Origin of the sequence: Nocardia nova, from assembly GCF_002933465.1 — a bacterium.
GTDB classification, from domain to species: Bacteria; Actinomycetota; Actinomycetes; order Mycobacteriales; family Mycobacteriaceae; genus Nocardia; species Nocardia nova_B.
This window is the reverse complement of sequence record NZ_PSZE01000024.1, coordinates 1-16,070: the sequence shown is the minus strand read 5'-3', so window position 1 is coordinate 16,070 and position 16,070 is coordinate 1. Positions and strand designations below refer to the sequence as shown.

The window sequence follows — 16,070 nt, the reverse complement described above, 5'->3', positions numbered from 1 at the left end:
CCAGGGAACCAAGATCATCCGATAGCAACGATCCGGTTATCTTCACCGTCCGGGGCCCCGACCAGCGCGGGAACCGGCCGGACGGCCGGTTTCGCTACGCTGGTCGATGCAATGACCTCGACTGCCACCACCCGCGAGCTGCGCGCTCGCCTGGCCGACCTCTCCCTCCGCGACGAACACCGGCTGCGCCGACGGCTGGACAAGGCACACGGAAACGACGGCGAGATCGAACGGCTGGAGCGTGAGATCGCCGCCGCGCAGGCTCGTATCGAGACCCGCCGCGGCGCGGTCCCAGCGATTCGCTATCCGGAACAACTGCCGGTCTCCGCCCATCGCGACGATATCGCCGCGGCGATCGCCGCCCATCAGGTCGTCGTGATCGCTGGTGAGACGGGGTCGGGGAAGACCACGCAGATCCCGAAGATCTGCCTCGAACTCGGGCGCGGGATCCGCGGCACCATCGGCCACACGCAGCCGCGGCGGCTGGCGGCCCGCACCGTGGCCGAACGCATTGCCGCCGAACTCGATACCGAACTCGGCGACGTGGTCGGCTACACCGTGCGCTTCACCGATCAGGCCTCCGATCGCACCCTGATCAAATTGATGACCGACGGCATCCTGCTGGCCGAGATTCAGCGCGACCGCCTGCTGCGCCGCTACGACACGATCATCATCGACGAGGCGCACGAGCGCAGCCTCAATATCGACTTCCTGCTCGGCTATCTGAGGTCGCTGTTGCCGAAACGTCCGGATCTCAAGGTGATCATCACCTCGGCGACCATCGACCCGGAACTGTTCGCCCGTCATTTTGCCGATCCGGACTCCGGGGAGCCCGCGCCGATCGTCGAGGTGTCGGGACGGTCCTATCCGGTCGAAATCCGGTATCGCCCGCTGGCTCCGGAGATGGCCGGCACCGACGACGAGGACGATTTCGACGAGGAGCCGGCGCCGCGTCGCGCCCGGCAGAGCGGGCGCGGCAGCGCCGAGAACGCTCGCGACCAGACTGATGCCATCGGTGACGCGGTCCGCGAACTGCTCGCCGAGGGCGACGGCGACGTGCTGGTATTCCTGTCCGGTGAGCGCGAGATCCGCGATACCGCCGACACGCTGCGCGATCTGAAACTGCCGCGCACCGAGGTCGTTCCGCTGTACGCACGCTTGTCGGCGGCCGAACAGCATCGAGTGTTCCAGCCGCACACCGGCCGTCGTGTGGTGCTGGCCACCAATGTCGCCGAGACCTCGCTCACCGTGCCGGGTATCCGCTACGTGGTGGATCCGGGCACCGCGCGCATCTCCCGCTATTCGATGCGCACCAAGGTGCAGCGCCTGCCGATCGAGCCGATCTCCCAGGCCTCCGCACGGCAGCGTTCCGGGCGCTGCGGGCGCGTGGCCGACGGTATCTGCATCCGGCTCTACTCCGAGGAGGACTTCGAGGCGCGCCCAGCGTTCACCGAACCGGAGATTCTGCGCACCAACCTGGCCGCGGTCATCCTGCAGATGACCGCACTGGGCCTCGGCGACATCGAGAGCTTCCCGTTCGTCGAGGCGCCGGACCGGCGGGCGATCCGCGACGGTATCGCGTTGCTGCTGGAACTCGGTGCTCTCGGGCGCCCCGCCGAGGCGCCCGCGCCCGCTCGCGGTGCGCGCCGGCGCCGCGGACGCGAAGGCGCCACCGGGGGTCACGTGCGCGCGCCGGAGGGCGGGGACGAGCTGGCACTCACCGCGGTGGGACGGCAGATGGCCCAACTCCCGGTCGATCCGCGAATGGCGCGCATGCTCGTCGCCGCCGAGGCGAACGGCTGCCTGTCCGAGGTGCTGGTCATCGTCGCGGCGCTGTCGATCCAGGACGTGCGGGAACGCCCGGCCGAATTCCAGCAGGCCGCAGACACCAAACACGCCAGGTTCACCGTCGAGGGCTCGGACTTCCTCGCCTATCTACGGTTGTGGGACTATCTGCGCGGACAGCGGAAATCGTTGTCGTCCAATCAGTTCCGGCGACTGTGCCGCGACGAGTTCCTGCACTATCTGCGCATCCGGGAATGGCAGGATCTGCAGGGGCAGCTGCGCACCATCACGAAAAGCCTCGGCTGGTCGGCCGCGGAATCGATCGCGCCGCAACAGAATCCGGAAGCCCTGCCGTGGGACGGGGACGCGATCCATCGCGCGCTGCTGGCGGGCATGCTGTCGCATATCGGGGTGCGCGAGGCCGAATCGCGGGAGTTCCTCGGTGCGCGCGGCGCGAAGTTCATGATCTTCCCCGGTTCGGCTCTGGCGAAGAAGCCGCCGCGCTGGGTGATGGCGGCCGAGCTGGTGGAAACCTCTCGACTGTGGGGCCGGATGGCCGCGCGGATCGAGCCGGAATGGGCCGAACGGCTCGCCGGCGATCTGGTGAAACGCAACTACTCCGAACCGCACTGGTCCTCCCGGCGCGGCGCGGCGATGGCCTACGAGCGGGTCACCCTCTACGGCATAGCGCTGGTCACCCAGCGCCGCGTCGATTTCGGCCGCATCGATGCCCAGCTGTCGCGGGAACTGTTCATCCGGCACGCACTGGTCCAGGGCGAATGGCAGACCCGGCACCGGTTCTTCCACCGCAACCGCGAACTGCTCGACGATGTGGCCGATCTGGAGCATCGGGCGCGCCGGCGCGACATCCTCGTCGACGACCAGGTGCTGTTCGATTTCTATGATCAGCGCATCCCCGCCGACGTGGTGTCGGTCCGGCATTTCGACAGCTGGTGGCGCAAGGCCGAGCGCGCGGATCCGCACCTGCTGGACTTCTCGACCGCCACCGTGGTCAATGCGCAAGCGGCCCAGCTGGATCCGGCCGCCTACCCGGACAGCTGGCGGCAGGGCGAGCTGACTTTCCCGCTCACCTACCAGTTCGAGCCGGGACAGGCCGACGACGGCGTGACCGTGCACATACCGGTCGCCCAGCTCGCCCATGTGCGTGCCGTGGGCTTCGACTGGCTGGTTCCCGGCATGCGCGAGGAACTCGCCGCCGCACTGATCAAGACCTTGCCGAAACAACTGCGCCGCAGTGTCGTTCCCGCGCCGGACTTCGCGAAGGCCGCGTTGGCGCGGCTGACTCCGCGCGCGGAACCGCTGCGCACCGGACTGGCCCGCGAATTGTCAGCTCTGGCGTCGACCGCGATCGCACCGGCCGACCTCGACCCCGCCGCTCTGCCCGATCATTTGCGGATGACGTTCGCCGTCGTCGGGCCTGACGGCGCGCACCTCGCCCGCGGCAAGAGCCTTGCCGCCTTGAAAACTCAACTCGCCCAGCAGATTTCGCAGTCCGTCGCGAAGGCGACGAGTGCGGCCGAGAAAGCGCCGGCGACGGTGTGGACGGCGCAGACGCTGGGCACCGTGCCGCAGACCGTTCGGCGTGAGGTCGGCGGCCAGACCATCACCGGTTATCCCGCGCTGGTCCGCGAGGGAGACGGTGTGGCGGTGCGAGTGTTGTCCTCGCCGACGGCACAGCGTGCCGCGATGCGCACCGGCACCCGGGCGCTGCTACTGCGCGAGATGCCGGCCGCACAACGCTCGATCACCTCGGGGCTCTCGGCCGCCGATCGCCTCGCGTTGAGCCAGAACCCGTACGGATCGATGGACGCGCTGCTCGACGACTGCCGCGCCTGCGCCGCCGACGAACTGATCGCCGCACACGGTGGCCCGGTGCGCAGCCCGGAGCAGTTCACTCGGCTGGTCGAGCAGGTTCGACCGGAGTTCGCCGGTGCGGTCGCGCGCATTCTCGCGCTGGTGGTTCCGGTGCTGGCGGCCGCGCACCGGGTGCGCACCGCCTTGGCCGATACCGCCGATCGCGATATCGCCGACGATGTGGCCGGGCAGCTCGACGACCTGGTCTTCGCCGGTTTCGTCAGCGAATTCGGCAGTGCCCGGCTGCGCGAGATTCCGCGGTATCTGCACGCCGCCGAGGCACGTCTGCTCGCGTTGCCGGCCTCGGCCGATCGCGATCGCCACGGCGCGGCTGAACTGGACCGGGTGCACACCGCCTACGCGCGATTGCTCGATCGCCTCCCGGAGGCCCGTCGCACGGCCGCCGACGTCACCGAGATCTGGTGGATGATCGAGGAACTGCGGGTGAGCCTGTTCGCCCAGCAGCTGGGGACGCCGTATCCGGTGTCCGCCAAGCGAATCGTCAAGGCCATCGACAGCATCGGCGCGGCGCCTCCTGGCGCCCGGCCCCGCTGATCAGTCGGCGCCGGCGGTCACCGATCGTTCGGCGCGATGGCGGCGCAGATCGGCGATCTCACGTTCGAAATCGTCGGCGGAGCTGAAGGACCGGTAGACCGACGCGAAACGCAGATAGGCGACCTCGTCGAGATCGCGCAACGGCCCGAGGATGGCCAGACCGACCTCGTGGCTCGGCACCTCCGGAGAGCCCTTCGCCCGCACCGCATCCTCGACCTGCTGGGCGAGCAGGTTCAGGGCATCGTCGTCGACCTCACGCCCCTGACAGGCGCGGCGGACGCCACGGATCACCTTCTCGCGGCTGAACGGTTCGGTGACACCGCTGCGTTTGACCACCGAGAGGATCGCGGTCTCGACCGTGGTGAAGCGGCGACCGCACTGCGGACACGCGCGGCGGCGCCTGATCGCGCTGCCTTCCTCGGCCTCACGCGAGTCGACCACCCGCGAATCCGGGTGCCGACAGTACGGGCAATGCATCCGGGATCCTTCGTCGATGCCTGCGTCGGTTCGCGACGAGCTGCCTGCCCTCGACCTTGTTCCGCCGATACAGCCGCACTCACCACGTATGTCCTGAGCGTCTTTCAGAATACCCGGACAGGGTTCGCCCCGGCCCATGCGGACCCGCGACCGGGATAGCTCACGCCATCAGTTGCCACTGACCCGCCAGGTCGGTGAGCAGATCCGGCAGGCGATTCAGCAATCGTCCGGCGGCGAGATCACCAGCGAACGGCACCGACAGCACCTGGCGGGCCAGCAGCGGAGTGGCCTGCACCCGTTCGTAGCACGGCACCAGATCGCCGGTGGTGTAGGTCCAGCGAGGGTCGCGGTCGGCCCAGTTGAAGTCGGGCAACGGGGTGCGCAGCGTCACCGTGCGACCGTCGACCTCCGCCGATCCGGTGGTCGGCGCGAACACACCGGGTGCGCACTCCGGGCACCGCCGGCTTCGCCGCCAGAGTGCTGACGTAGGTCATCACCTCGTTCAGGCCCGCGACCACGGTTTATCGTGATGCCGGAACCACGAGAGTGCGTCCGGCGGCCACCTCGGCGCCGCGTAATCCGTTCAGTTCCACGATGCGAGCCACCGTGTCGCGCACCGGATCGCCCGGCGCCACCCGCCGCGCGAGGTCGGACAGCGACTCCCCTGGCTGCACCTGGACGGTCTGCGTGGACGCCGGGGCACCCGCATCGCGCAGCTGTGCCACCCCCATCAGCCCGCAGACCGCCGCCGCGGTCAGCAGGGCGGTCACCGCGAGAGTCGCGAGCCGAATCCGCGCCTGTTCCACCCGCCGGAGCGGATGCGGCCCGCGGGCCGGCGCGGCGGCCGGCACTCGGTCGTAGCCCGCCACGGCGTGCGGGCGATACCGGCCGCGGGGACGCCAAAGGTCGGCCCGGCCGTGGCGCCGGACCGGCCGCACGGTGCGGACGGGGGCACCGCCGGCCGAACCGGTCCGGGGGCCGATCGTGCTGTATTCATCGACCGCGGTACGCATCTGACGACCTCCATGAATGCTGTGACGAATGCTGAGCCGAGGGATCACAGGGATATGAGAGTGGTGGCGTATTCGCTCATCTGTTCGACGAACTGATGTTCGAATTCTTACCACGCCGGACCGACAATGTCACCAGCCACGCCGACATGCGTCGAACAGATGTTTGAAACCTGGTCGCGGGCGGACTACATTCGAAACACGCGATCCGGCGGCGCCGGCACAACCCGGCAGACACACGCCCCGGCAGACACACGCCCCGGCAGACAGACGAACGGAGGACGGCGAGCGTGAGCGAACGTACGGTGGTCGGACACGAGGAGGCGGCCGGAAGCGGCACGGTCTCCCCCGGGGGCGCCCCGGCGCCGGCCGGTGACACCGAAACCCCCGGCAACGGAGCGGATCTCACCGTCCGCCAGCGCAAGGTACTCGAGGTCATCCGTACCTCGGTGAACGACCGCGGCTATCCCCCGAGCATCCGCGAGATCGGCGATGCGGTCGGACTCACCTCCACCTCATCGGTCGCTCATCAACTCCGGGCACTCGAACGCAAAGGGTATCTGCGCCGCGATCCCAACCGTCCGCGTGCGGTCGACGTCCGCGGCCTGGACGAGACCGCCGTGCGGGCGGCCGGCGCCGCGCCGGTGCTGCGCGCGGTGGCGACCGAAACCTCCGATGCGACCCCGGCGCCCACCTATGTGCCGGTGCTGGGCCGCATCGCCGCCGGTGGGCCGATCCTCGCGGAACAGGCCGTCGAAGACGTGTTCCCGCTGCCGCGCGAACTGGTCGGCGAGGGTTCGCTGTTCCTGCTGAAGGTCGTCGGCGAATCGATGGTCGAGGCGGCGATCTGCGACGGTGACTGGGTGGTGGTGCGCCAGCAGAACGTCGCCGACAACGGCGATATCGTCGCCGCGATGATCGAGGGCGAGGCGACGGTCAAGACGTTCAAACGCACCGGCGACCAAGTATGGCTGATCCCGCACAACCCGCTGTTCGATCCGATCGACGGTAACGACGCCCAGATCCTGGGCAAGGTCGTCACGGTGATCCGCAAGATCTGAGCGCGCGAGATCCGGGTGGAGTAGCCCGGCCGGCGGCAGGAAGCGGCAACCGTCCGGACGGGCGCATCCGTCAGCGCCGGAAGCGGTCGCGCAGCACGGGATCGTTTTCCCACCACAGGCCGCTCTGGACCGGCGCCTCCGCGCTCGCCGTTGTCGCCGCGGCGGGCGCGGACGAGGCCCGCGCGGCCGCGTCGGCCGGTGCCGCCGAACGTTCTTCGGTCGCGTCGAGTTCGGCATCCATCCGCTCGGCGTTGCGTCGTTCGTCGGCCGCCCACGACCGCATCAGCGTCAGCAGGTAGGGCAGGCCGAGCACGTCGCCGAGCACCCAGATGATGCCCGCGCCGATGATCTGATCCATGCGCAGATCCGGGCCCCACGTCCGGCCCACCTCGGTGTAGTAGTCCACCGCGACCAGCGGCCCGAACCACAGCACCAATCCCAGTACCCCGTCTGCCAGTGACTCGAAAACCGTGATCAGCAACGAGAGGGCCTGCGAATAGCGGTGCGGCACCGGATCGGTCTGCAGCCGCGAATAGAAGTACAGGAATCCGACGGCCACCAGCAGCAAACGAGTGAGCGCGTCGACCAGGCCGTGCCGCAGTACGGCTTCGTACCACGGGGTCAGTATCAGCAGCCAGGGAGTGGCGAGGATGGCGATCGAGGAAACCAGCGGATAGGTCACCACCCGCGCCGGCGCCGAGGCCAGCATACGTTCCATCCGCGCTCGTCCGGCCGGGCCGAGCGAATCCCGCGCCACGGTCAGCGGGCGCCCGGTCGCCAGGCCGAACGGCACCACATAGAGCAGCAGCAGGATTTGCAGTGCCCGCATCCAGAAGAGGGTGCCGGAGTACACACCGATCACGCTGATGCCGGTCAGCAACCACACTCCGAGGCCGACCGCGCCGAACGCCCAGCTGCGTCCCGCCGACTCCGCGCTACCGCGCCGATCGGCGCGCCGGCGAGCCAGGCCGTAGCCGAGCCCCAGCGCGGCGGTCACCACGATGGTCGAGATGTCCCAGCGCCATTCCTCGATGACGGACTGCACGGTCAGCGGCGTGTCGATCCATCCCACGGCAGCCAGTATCCACCCGGTGTCCAAGGGCGTTTGCGCCGGTCCGACGGGATGTCCGGTTAGTTCCCATTACCGGGTTCGTGGGCGTGCGCGACGTCTTGCGAGCGGTGCGCGGGTCCGTGCGACTGGGCGCAATGGCCGCTCGGCCCGGCCCCGAGTTCGATCAGCTCGGGCTGTGCGTGATCCACCTGCAGCGTGGCGTGCTCGATGTGGTGGTCGGCGGCCAGCCACTGCGCCAGATCCTGACGCACCGCATGACAGTCGCGGCCGGGCTCGACCAGCACGTGTGCCGAGAGCGCGGGAGACCCCGAGGTGATCTCCCAGATGTGCAAGTCATGCACTTCCACCACCCCGTCACGGGCGGCCATTCCCACACCCACCACCGCGGGATCGATATCGGCCGGGGCGGCCTCGAGGAATATCCGACTCGACGCGCGGACCAGGCCGACGCCCGCCTTGACCATCAGCGCGACCACCACCAGCGTCGCTATCGCGTCGGCGCGTTCGAATCCGGTGACCATGATGATCACTCCGGCCACCGCGGTCGCCAGGAAGGCGTAGAGATCGGTGAGGATGTGCTGGAACGCGCCCTCGACATTCAGGCTGCTGCGATTGGCCCGCGAAATCATCCAGGTGGCGGCGAGGTTCACGACCACGCCCACGAGCGCCGTGGCGAGCACGAGCCCACCGGTGACCGACGGCGGCTGGATCAGGCGGCGGATCGCCTCGTAGAACAGCCAGGCCGACAACACCAGCAGCGTCAGGCCGTTGGCTTGCGCGGACAGGATTTCGACCCGCTTCCAGCCGAAGGTCATCCGCCCGGCCGGGGGTCGCGCCGCGAGGCGAATCGCCCACAGCGCCAACGCGATCGAGGCCGCGTCGGTGAGCATGTGCGCGGCATCCGACAGCAGGGCGAGCGAACCGGCCACCACACCGACGACCACCTCGCCGAGGAGGAAGACCACGATGACCGCGAGCGCCCCGGCGAGCCAGCGCCGATCGCCGTCGGGAGTGGCGTGCGCATGACTGTGCGCATGCCCGTTGCCCGAGCCATGTGTCTGTCCGGCGCCCATGCCCGATACCCCTCTCCGTCGCTTCGCCCGTCATCATATGCATACATCGCTATGTATGCAATATCCCCTGCTCTACGCGCCGCCAGGCCCGGCAGCCGGGTACCCACGCAACCCCTCCGTATATCCGAACCGCGCGATCCGAACTCCCGAGCGGTGTCCGAAGACCGCGAGCATTCCGATAATCTTTGCCGCGCCCGCACTAAATGCGTCCCGCCGATTCTTTTCGCATTCCGGGAACAATCACGATCGAAAACGCCCGAATAGCACGGGATTCACTACGGCCGGTCGCACTACGGTACGGTATACACAATCCCAGTTGCTCCGTGTCAGTGCGAAAGGGCTCGATCATGGCCAAGAAAGTCACCGTCACACTCATCGATGATTACGACGGGAAGTCCAAAGCGGATGAGACCGTGCAGTTCTCGATCGACGGTGTGGCGTATGAAATCGACCTGTCGACATTGAATGCCGGGAAGCTGCGCGGCGCACTCGAACCCTGGACGGAAAAGGCCCGCAAGGTCGGCCGCTTGAAGTCCGGCGGCGGCACCCGCACGAAGTCCGCGGCCGACCGCGAGCAGACGGTGGCGATCCGGGAATGGGCCAAGAAACACGGCTATAACGTCTCAGCGCGCGGCCGCATTTCCTCCGAGGTTGTCGCCGCCTATCACAAAGCGAGCAAGTAGCCGGCACCCGATCTTTCCAGCGAGATCGCACACCGTACATACCGAGCGGGCCCGCAGCATCACGCCACAGCCGTGATCTTGCGGACCCGCTCGGCGCGGTAATCTGGTTCTCTGGTTCGGCGCCGCGCCGTACTCACAAGTCGCTGGGAGTAGTTCCGAGGCGGGGTTGGTGTGCATGACAGGGGAAACCGGGGTCGGTGAACTGGCTCGGCGATGGCGCATCGCGATCGCCGACACCGGTTTCGTTCCCATGTCCATGCGCGAGCTCGAGCGCCTGCTGCTGGGTTTGCTCCAGCAGCTGGTCACGATTGTGCAGGCCGAACCGTTCGATGCGGCGCCCGCGGCCGCGATCGGCGCCGCGCTGGTGCGCGCAAACCTCACCGATCCGCAGGTCGTGCCCCGCTCCGCCCGTGCGCTGACGCCGCTGGCCACCACCGCCTTCCCCCCGGGTGATCGGGTGCTCGCCGTACTGGGCGAGATGGCCCGCGGATATACCGAGGAGTTACTCGCCACCCGGGCGCGGCATCAGGAAATGTTGCACTCGGCGATGGCCGATGCCCGCAATGCCGCCGAAGCGCGATTCCGGGTGGTATTCGACAATGCCGCCATCGCCCTCGGCATCGGTGACGCCGAGGGCCGGGTGGTCGATGTGAATCCGGCCATGGCCGCGATGCTGGGCGTGAGCCGCGAGTATCTGCTCGAACGCGGGGTCACCGATCTGATCCATCCGGACGACCGAGTGGAATTGCGGCGCCGCGTACTGGGCGAGCTTTTGCACGCCGGCTCGGGCACGGTCCGGATGGAATTGCGCTATCCCCGGCCCGAAGGTGTCGACGGCTGGGCCACCTGGGCGATCACCCTGGTGCCGGCGACCGGCGGGCGCGCGGCCTATCTGCTGGTGGTCGGCGAGGACACCACACAGCGGCGGGAATTGCAGGCCGAATTGCATCGCCAGGCCCGCCTGGATCCGCTCACCGGCCTGCCCAATCGACGGCAACTGGTCGAAGTGCTCTCGGCCATCATCACCGACGCCGAGGCCGAGGACTGCATCGGCCTGTGTTTCATCGACCTCGACGGATTCAAATCGGTCAACGACACCTACGGCCACGGCGTAGGTGATCGACTGCTCGTCGCGGTCGCGGACCGGCTCTCGGCGGCCGTGCCGGCGATCCTGCTGGCTCGGGTGGGCGGCGACGAATTCGTCGGGCTGGTGCGGCCGACCTGCGATACCGAGCACATCGCCACGGTCGCCCAGCGCCTGCTCGACGCGCTGGCCGAACCCATCCCCGTCGACAACCACGACCTTATGATCTCGGCCTGTATCGGCGCGATCGTCACCCCTGTCACCGGTACCGATGCCGAGCGACTGCTCGATGCCGCCGACGCCGGGCTGTATCGCGCGAAGGCCGGCGGACGAAACCGCTGGGTCCTTCATGCGACAGATGTCGCCGCCCGGGTGCGCGGCCTAGGATGAGCTGCGTGCAACCTCTGTTACCCGACTGGGCGGCCGACGAGATCGACCCCAGGATTCCCAGCCCGGCACGGGTTTACGACTATCTGCTCGGCGGATTCGCCAATTTCGAGGTGGATCGGTCGGTCGCCGCGCAAATGATCGAGGTCATTCCCGAAGTCCCGCGCACAGCCCGCGCCAACCGCGCATTTTTGCAGCGTGCGGTCGGTTTTCTCGCCGAGGCTGGTATCGACCAATTCCTCGATCTGGGCTCCGGAATTCCGACGGCGGGCAACGTGCACGAGATCGCGCAGCGCGTCGTCCCGGACGCGCGAGTGGTCTATGTCGATATCGATCCGGTCGCGGTGACCATGAGCCGCAAGCTGCTGGCCGACAATCCGAACGCCACCGCGGTGCACGGCGATTTCACCGATATCGACGGGATACTGGAGCATCCGCAGGTCCGGGAGCTGCTGGATTTCGACCGGCCGGTGGCCGTCCTGCTCGTATCGATGCTGCATTTCGTCGCCGACGATGCGCTGGCCGCGACGGTTTTCGAGCGACTGCGCGCCACCATCGCCTCCGGGAGTTATCTGGCGCTGTCGCATCTGACCAGTGAGGGGCCGCCCGAGCAGATGGACCGCATGCTCGCGGTGACCGCACGCGTCACCGGCCGGGGCGATCGACTGCGCACCCGCGCCGAGATCATGGAACTGCTGGGTGATCTGGTCCTGGTCGAACCCGGCCTAGAATATCTGGCCCGGTGGCGACCGGATCCGGACGAGCCCCTGCCGGATGTCCGGCCCCTCGACGGCTATGCGGGTGTGGCCCGCAAACCCTGATCCGGGCTGCTAATCTGCGAGCGCCCGCGCGAAACTCGGCCACGCCTCGTGCAGGGACCGCTCCCAATACGGCCAGTCGTGCAGCCCGCCCGGCGGGTAGCGGTAGATGGCGGGAATCCCGAGAGCCTCGGTCGCGTCCTGCAGGCGCCGGGTGCACTGCGCGACCACCGATTCCAGCGCGCCGCCACCGGCGGGATCGGCAACAGCCGGACCGTTCGTCGCACCGCCGGGGCGTGGCACCCCTGCGGTGACGAAAAGTTCTGTCCCCTGCAGTTTTTCCAGATTCGCCGGCGTGCTGGGGTCAGCGTCGAGCCACCTGTGCGAACCGTCCGGGCCCCACATGTTCCCACGGATTGCCGCCACCGGAAGCCACCACCGCCTGCACGAAGCGACGGCCCGGATCGGTTCCCGTCTGGGCGCAGCCACTGAACGACCCCAACGCGGCGTACAGTCCGGGAGTAGCCTGCGCCAGCGCGAGCACCGACGTCGCCGACATCGACACTCCCGCAATCGCGTTGCGGCCCGACGTGTGCAGCGTGGCGTCGAGGAGCGGCGGAAGTTCACGCGTCAGGAAGGTCGTCCGTTCGTTGCGGCCCAGCACCGGAGCCGGCCGCGAGGTCTCGGCCGGCCGCAGTACCCGCATGCTGATCGTGCGGTCTATGGCCGCCGAGTACACGACGAGCGTGGTGTGGCGGGCATCGGTGTCGACAATCCGGTCGATCCGGGATCCGTCCGCCGACGCCGATCCGTCGGTCGCGGCGGCGACGCCGGTCGACAGCGCCACCACGGCCGCCAGCGCCAGGCACAGCACCGCCGGACGCCGGTACAGCAACCCGAATCGCCTGCTCATCCAGCTCACACATCCTTTTCCGGCGGGGTCCGGCACCGTCGTGACGCGGGACAGCCGCTGGCTCGACAATCGGGGCGGCGGACGACGTTCCGCTCCGGGCTGCGACGCATATCACGCGACGGACGATCGGCGGCGAACTCACAACCGTGTCCCCGCGCCCTCCGGGAATTGTCACAAGGCATCTTCTGCGCGAAATCAATCCCGGTTACAAAGGAATTCCCGCCGGTGTGCTCGAAGAACCGGCCCGCGAGAAGTGTAAGAAGTTGGCTACCGAGGTTTTCGACACCGCCGTCGAGCTGCCGGTCGAGCGCAGCGCCGTCTGGGAGCTGCTCACCGACCCGCAGCTGTATCCGCGCATCTTCACCGGGATCGGCGCCTGTGAACGGCTCGAGACCGTCGCCGGCGAGCCGCTGTGGCAGCTACGCATCGGAACCACCGACACCGAGATCCGGACGCTGTCGCTGACGGTGCGGGTAGGCCCCCGCAAGGAGGCTTTCGAGTTGTACTGCGCGGCGACCGGAAGTTTCGCCTCCGTGCGGCTGCGTGATATCGAGGGCGGCACCCGGGTCGTGATCACCTGTTTCGCCGCCGGCCGGATACATCCGGTCGCCGCGCGCGCCTCGACCGCCGGCGCGCTGGCGTGGCTGGACGCCGGGCTGCGGCGACTGCGTGAACTGGTTACGGCCGCACCGACTTCGGTCGTGATCAACCGCGAGAACAGCCCGCTGCGGCGGCGCGCGGACGTGGCTCGCCACATCCTCGGAGCGGGCGTGGTACACACCGCGCGGCCGGATCGCAGTGTCGGGCAGCTGCGCGGACTCGCCCGGTGGGGTTTCAATCTCGCCGGCGGCTACGCGGCCGCGGCCGCGCATTCCCCCCACCGGATCGCCGTCGTCGACGATCGGCGCAGTCGCACCTTCGCCGACATCGACCGGCGCAGTACCGCACTGGCGGGCGGGATGGCCGGGCTGGGCCTGCGCACCGGCGATGCGATCGGCCTGCTCGCCCGCAATCACGCCGGCATGGTCGAAACCATGGTCGCGGCGGGCAAACTCGGCGTGGACACAATCCTGCTCAATGCGGGTCTGTCGGCCCGCCGGATCGAGGAAATCGTGCAGCGGCACCGGCTGGCGCACGTCTTCGTCGATGCCGAACTGGAAGGACTGATCCACTATCTGCATTCCGACATCGTGCGCGTCGCCACCGACGACGGCGTCCCCGGCCGCATCACCATCGATGATCTGATCACCCAGGGCGACAACGGTTTCGACAAACCGGCGCGGCCGGGCCGGTTGATCGTGCTGACCTCCGGGACCAGCGGGACACCCAAGGGCGCGCGCCGCCCGCACGCCAAGGGCTTCGCCACGGTGGCGGCTCTGCTGTCGCGCATTCCGTTGCGCATGAACGACACCATGCTCATCCCGGCACCGCTGTTCCACACCTGGGGTCTGGCCGCCCTGCAGTTGAGTACCGCGCTGCGCGCCACCGTGGTGCTGCCGGAGCAGTTCGACGCCCGCGACACCCTGCGCCGGATAGCCGAAAACCGGGTCGGCACGGTAATTCTGGTACCGACCATGGTGCAGCGGATCCTGGACCTGCCGACCCATGTGCGGGCCCGCTACGACACCTCCAGCCTGCGTATCGCGGCCAGTTGCGGGGCGCCGCTGGCCGGTGCCACCGTGCTGCGCTTCGCCGACAACTACGGCGATGTGCTCTACAACGTCTACGGCTCCACGGAGGTGTCGTGGGCGACCATCGCCACCCCCGAGGATCTGCGGACCGCCCCGACCACCGCCGGGCGGCCACCGCTCGGCACCAAAATCGCTGTGCTGGGCCCGGATCGCACCCCCGTGCCGGTCGGCGCGACCGGACGCATCTACGTCGGCAATCACATGCTGTTCGACGGATACGTCAATTCGGCGCCGCCGGACGAGACCGACGGCATGCTCGATACCGGTGACCTGGGGTATCTGGACGCCGACGGCCGGCTGTTCATCGCCGGGCGCGACGACGAGATGATCATCTCCGGCGGTGAGAACGTCTTCCCGCGGCCGGTGGAGGAGGCGCTGTCGCGGCTGCCGCAGATCGCCGATGTGGCCGTGGTCGGGGTGCCGGACCACGAATTCGGGCAGCGGCTGGCCGCGTTCATCGTCAAGCGCGAGGGTTCGGGCCTGGACCCGGACATGATCCGCACCTACATCCGCAACCGGCTGAGCAGGTTCTCGGTGCCGCGCGATGTCACCTTCCTGTCAGCACTGCCGCGCGGTGAGACGGGGAAGGTGCTCAAGCGCCTGCTGATCGGCGGGAGCGCGGACCTGGCCGGCCCGTTCCAACCGGCGGCCGAGTTGTGATCGCTCACCAGGCCACACCCCGGTGGCATCCTCATTTGTCACGAGGATGGGCGAAATACATCCATCGGGGTCTCGTTACGGTTACGTTATAAAGGCAGCGCAGTAAACGGGCGGGGAAGGAAGTTTTCGCCAATGTCTGTTGCCACGCCGGGTTCTGTTGCCACGCCGGGTTCTGCCGCCACGCCGGGGTCTACCGCGTCCCGGGGGCCCGCCGCCGCACCGGCCGCCTCCGGCGAGGCCACCGCCGGCTCGACGCGCCCTAGCCTGACCATGTCCGGGCAATTGCTGTCGTCGCCGTTGAAGGATGTGTGGTCGCTGTCGCGGCACATGGTCGGCCACTTCGTCGAAAACGTCGCCCCCTGCGGCACCCTCCCCGGCGACGCCATCCACGGCGACATCACCACCATCACCCGCACCTGCCTCGAACTCGCCATCAGCCTCCTCGACGGCCACGACATCCCCGAAAAAACCGAACGCCTCAAAGACGCCGCCGCCGCCTGGGCCCGCGAAGGCGTCCCCATCGACACCATCCACCACGCCATCCACGAAGGCTTCAAAATCGGCTTCGACCTCATCGTCACCAACGCCACCACCAAAACCAACACCAACAACCACAGCGGCAGCAGCAGCGGCAGTGCCAGCAGCAGCGACAGCAGTGGCGGTGAACCCACACTCACCCTCACCCACACCGACTACACCAACCTCCTCCAAGGCGCCAAACTCCTCGTCGAAATCCTCGACACCATGACCACCGCCGTCTCCCACGCCTACGTCCGCGAACTCCGCGCCGTCGTCTCCGAACACCACAACGCCGTCCACACCCTCACCTCCGCCCTCCTCAGCGGCCACCCCACCAGCACCATGGCCCGCGAATGCGGCATCGAAATCGCCGACAACTACCACATCCTCGCCCTCCACATCCCCCCACACCCCGACCAAACCAACCCCCACCTCAACCCCACCATCATCGCCCGCCGCAAACTCCG

13 protein-coding genes and 1 pseudogene are annotated in these 16,070 nt (G+C 68.3%); 7 read left to right on the top strand and 7 right to left on the bottom strand.

Annotated features, from left to right (window positions below; all coding sequences use genetic code 11):
* Nucleotides 1-111 precede the first annotated feature (111 nt).
* Nucleotides 112-4,215, top strand: a complete 4,104-nt coding sequence (gene hrpA, locus C5E41_RS24295) for an ATP-dependent RNA helicase HrpA (RefSeq protein WP_104378078.1) — start codon at nucleotides 112-114, stop codon at nucleotides 4,213-4,215.
* Here hrpA and nrdR read toward each other — a convergent pair whose 3' ends face one another.
* From nrdR to C5E41_RS24280, 3 genes are all read right to left on the bottom strand, one after another.
* Nucleotides 4,216-4,692: a transcriptional regulator NrdR gene (gene nrdR / locus C5E41_RS24290; protein WP_030517264.1), complete on the bottom strand. Its 477-nt coding sequence runs from the start codon at nucleotides 4,690-4,692 to the stop codon at nucleotides 4,216-4,218.
* A gap of 160 nt (nucleotides 4,693-4,852) precedes the next feature.
* A complete protein-coding gene (locus C5E41_RS24285; protein ID WP_104378077.1) occupies nucleotides 4,853-5,128 on the bottom strand; it encodes a hypothetical protein in 276 nt (91 codons plus the stop codon).
* An 85-nt stretch (nucleotides 5,129-5,213) separates the two neighbouring features.
* On the bottom strand, nucleotides 5,214-5,705 hold the full coding sequence (locus C5E41_RS24280) for a LysM peptidoglycan-binding domain-containing protein (RefSeq protein WP_104378076.1): 492 nt from the start codon (nucleotides 5,703-5,705) through the stop codon (nucleotides 5,214-5,216).
* Between the two features lie 287 nt (nucleotides 5,706-5,992).
* On the opposite strand from C5E41_RS24280, the gene lexA reads away from it, so the two are divergent.
* Nucleotides 5,993-6,763, top strand: coding sequence for a transcriptional repressor LexA (gene lexA, locus C5E41_RS24275; protein ID WP_258081221.1), 771 nt, complete (start codon nucleotides 5,993-5,995; stop codon nucleotides 6,761-6,763).
* A 70-nt stretch (nucleotides 6,764-6,833) separates the two neighbouring features.
* On the opposite strand, the gene C5E41_RS24270 is transcribed toward lexA, so the two are convergent.
* Both C5E41_RS24270 and C5E41_RS24265 read right to left on the bottom strand, forming a co-directional pair.
* Complete coding sequence (locus C5E41_RS24270; RefSeq protein ID WP_104378134.1) at nucleotides 6,834-7,826, bottom strand: cytochrome c oxidase assembly protein; 993 nt, start codon at nucleotides 7,824-7,826, stop codon at nucleotides 6,834-6,836.
* Between the two features lie 68 nt (nucleotides 7,827-7,894).
* On the bottom strand, nucleotides 7,895-8,908 hold the full coding sequence (locus tag C5E41_RS24265; protein WP_104378075.1) for a cation diffusion facilitator family transporter: 1,014 nt from the start codon (nucleotides 8,906-8,908) through the stop codon (nucleotides 7,895-7,897).
* Nucleotides 8,909-9,255: 347 nt separating this feature from the next.
* Here C5E41_RS24265 and C5E41_RS24260 point away from each other — a divergent pair, with 347 nt between their 5' ends.
* The 3 genes from C5E41_RS24260 to C5E41_RS24250 all read left to right on the top strand — a co-directional run bounded on the left by C5E41_RS24260 (nucleotide 9,256) and on the right by C5E41_RS24250 (nucleotide 11,883).
* On the top strand, nucleotides 9,256-9,591 hold the full coding sequence (locus C5E41_RS24260; RefSeq protein ID WP_030517270.1) for a histone-like nucleoid-structuring protein Lsr2: 336 nt from the start codon (nucleotides 9,256-9,258) through the stop codon (nucleotides 9,589-9,591).
* Nucleotides 9,592-9,766: 175 nt separating this feature from the next.
* Nucleotides 9,767-11,065 (top strand): diguanylate cyclase domain-containing protein, encoded by a 1,299-nt coding sequence (locus tag C5E41_RS24255; RefSeq protein WP_104378074.1) that lies wholly within the window; start codon nucleotides 9,767-9,769, stop codon nucleotides 11,063-11,065.
* 5 nt (nucleotides 11,066-11,070) lie between these two features.
* Nucleotides 11,071-11,883, top strand: coding sequence for an SAM-dependent methyltransferase (locus C5E41_RS24250; protein ID WP_181063401.1), 813 nt, complete (start codon nucleotides 11,071-11,073; stop codon nucleotides 11,881-11,883).
* Between the two features lie 9 nt (nucleotides 11,884-11,892).
* On the opposite strand, the gene C5E41_RS35330 is transcribed toward C5E41_RS24250, so the two are convergent.
* Both C5E41_RS35330 and C5E41_RS24245 read right to left on the bottom strand, forming a co-directional pair.
* Complete coding sequence (locus tag C5E41_RS35330) at nucleotides 11,893-12,123, bottom strand: hypothetical protein (RefSeq protein WP_258081220.1); 231 nt, start codon at nucleotides 12,121-12,123, stop codon at nucleotides 11,893-11,895.
* A gap of 61 nt (nucleotides 12,124-12,184) precedes the next feature.
* The gene (locus tag C5E41_RS24245; RefSeq protein ID WP_258081219.1) at nucleotides 12,185-12,733 is read right to left on the bottom strand and encodes an alpha/beta hydrolase-fold protein; all 549 of its coding nucleotides are present in this window, start codon (nucleotides 12,731-12,733) and stop codon (nucleotides 12,185-12,187) included.
* Between the two features lie 227 nt (nucleotides 12,734-12,960).
* Here C5E41_RS24245 and C5E41_RS24240 point away from each other — a divergent pair, with 227 nt between their 5' ends.
* Nucleotides 12,961-15,084, top strand: coding sequence for an AMP-binding protein (locus tag C5E41_RS24240; protein WP_439956489.1), 2,124 nt, complete (start codon nucleotides 12,961-12,963; stop codon nucleotides 15,082-15,084).
* A gap of 270 nt (nucleotides 15,085-15,354) precedes the next feature.
* Nucleotides 15,355-16,070 (top strand): annotated as a pseudogene (locus C5E41_RS24235) (PucR family transcriptional regulator); the annotation flags it as partial.

Bases quoted from the DNA above. Each gene is read 5' to 3' on its own strand.
- hrpA (WP_104378078.1), top strand. From the start codon at position 112: ATGACCTCGACTGCCACCACCCGCGAGCTGCGCGCTCGCCTGGCCGAC.
- nrdR (WP_030517264.1), bottom strand. From the start codon at position 4,692: ATGCATTGCCCGTACTGTCGGCACCCGGATTCGCGGGTGGTCGACTCG.
- C5E41_RS24280 (WP_104378076.1), bottom strand. From the start codon at position 5,705: ATGCGTACCGCGGTCGATGAATACAGCACGATCGGCCCCCGGACCGGT.
- C5E41_RS24265 (WP_104378075.1), bottom strand. From the start codon at position 8,908: ATGGGCGCCGGACAGACACATGGCTCGGGCAACGGGCATGCGCACAGT.
- C5E41_RS24260 (WP_030517270.1), top strand. From the start codon at position 9,256: ATGGCCAAGAAAGTCACCGTCACACTCATCGATGATTACGACGGGAAG.
- C5E41_RS24255 (WP_104378074.1), top strand. From the start codon at position 9,767: ATGACAGGGGAAACCGGGGTCGGTGAACTGGCTCGGCGATGGCGCATC.
- C5E41_RS24245 (WP_258081219.1), bottom strand. From the start codon at position 12,733: ATGAGCAGGCGATTCGGGTTGCTGTACCGGCGTCCGGCGGTGCTGTGC.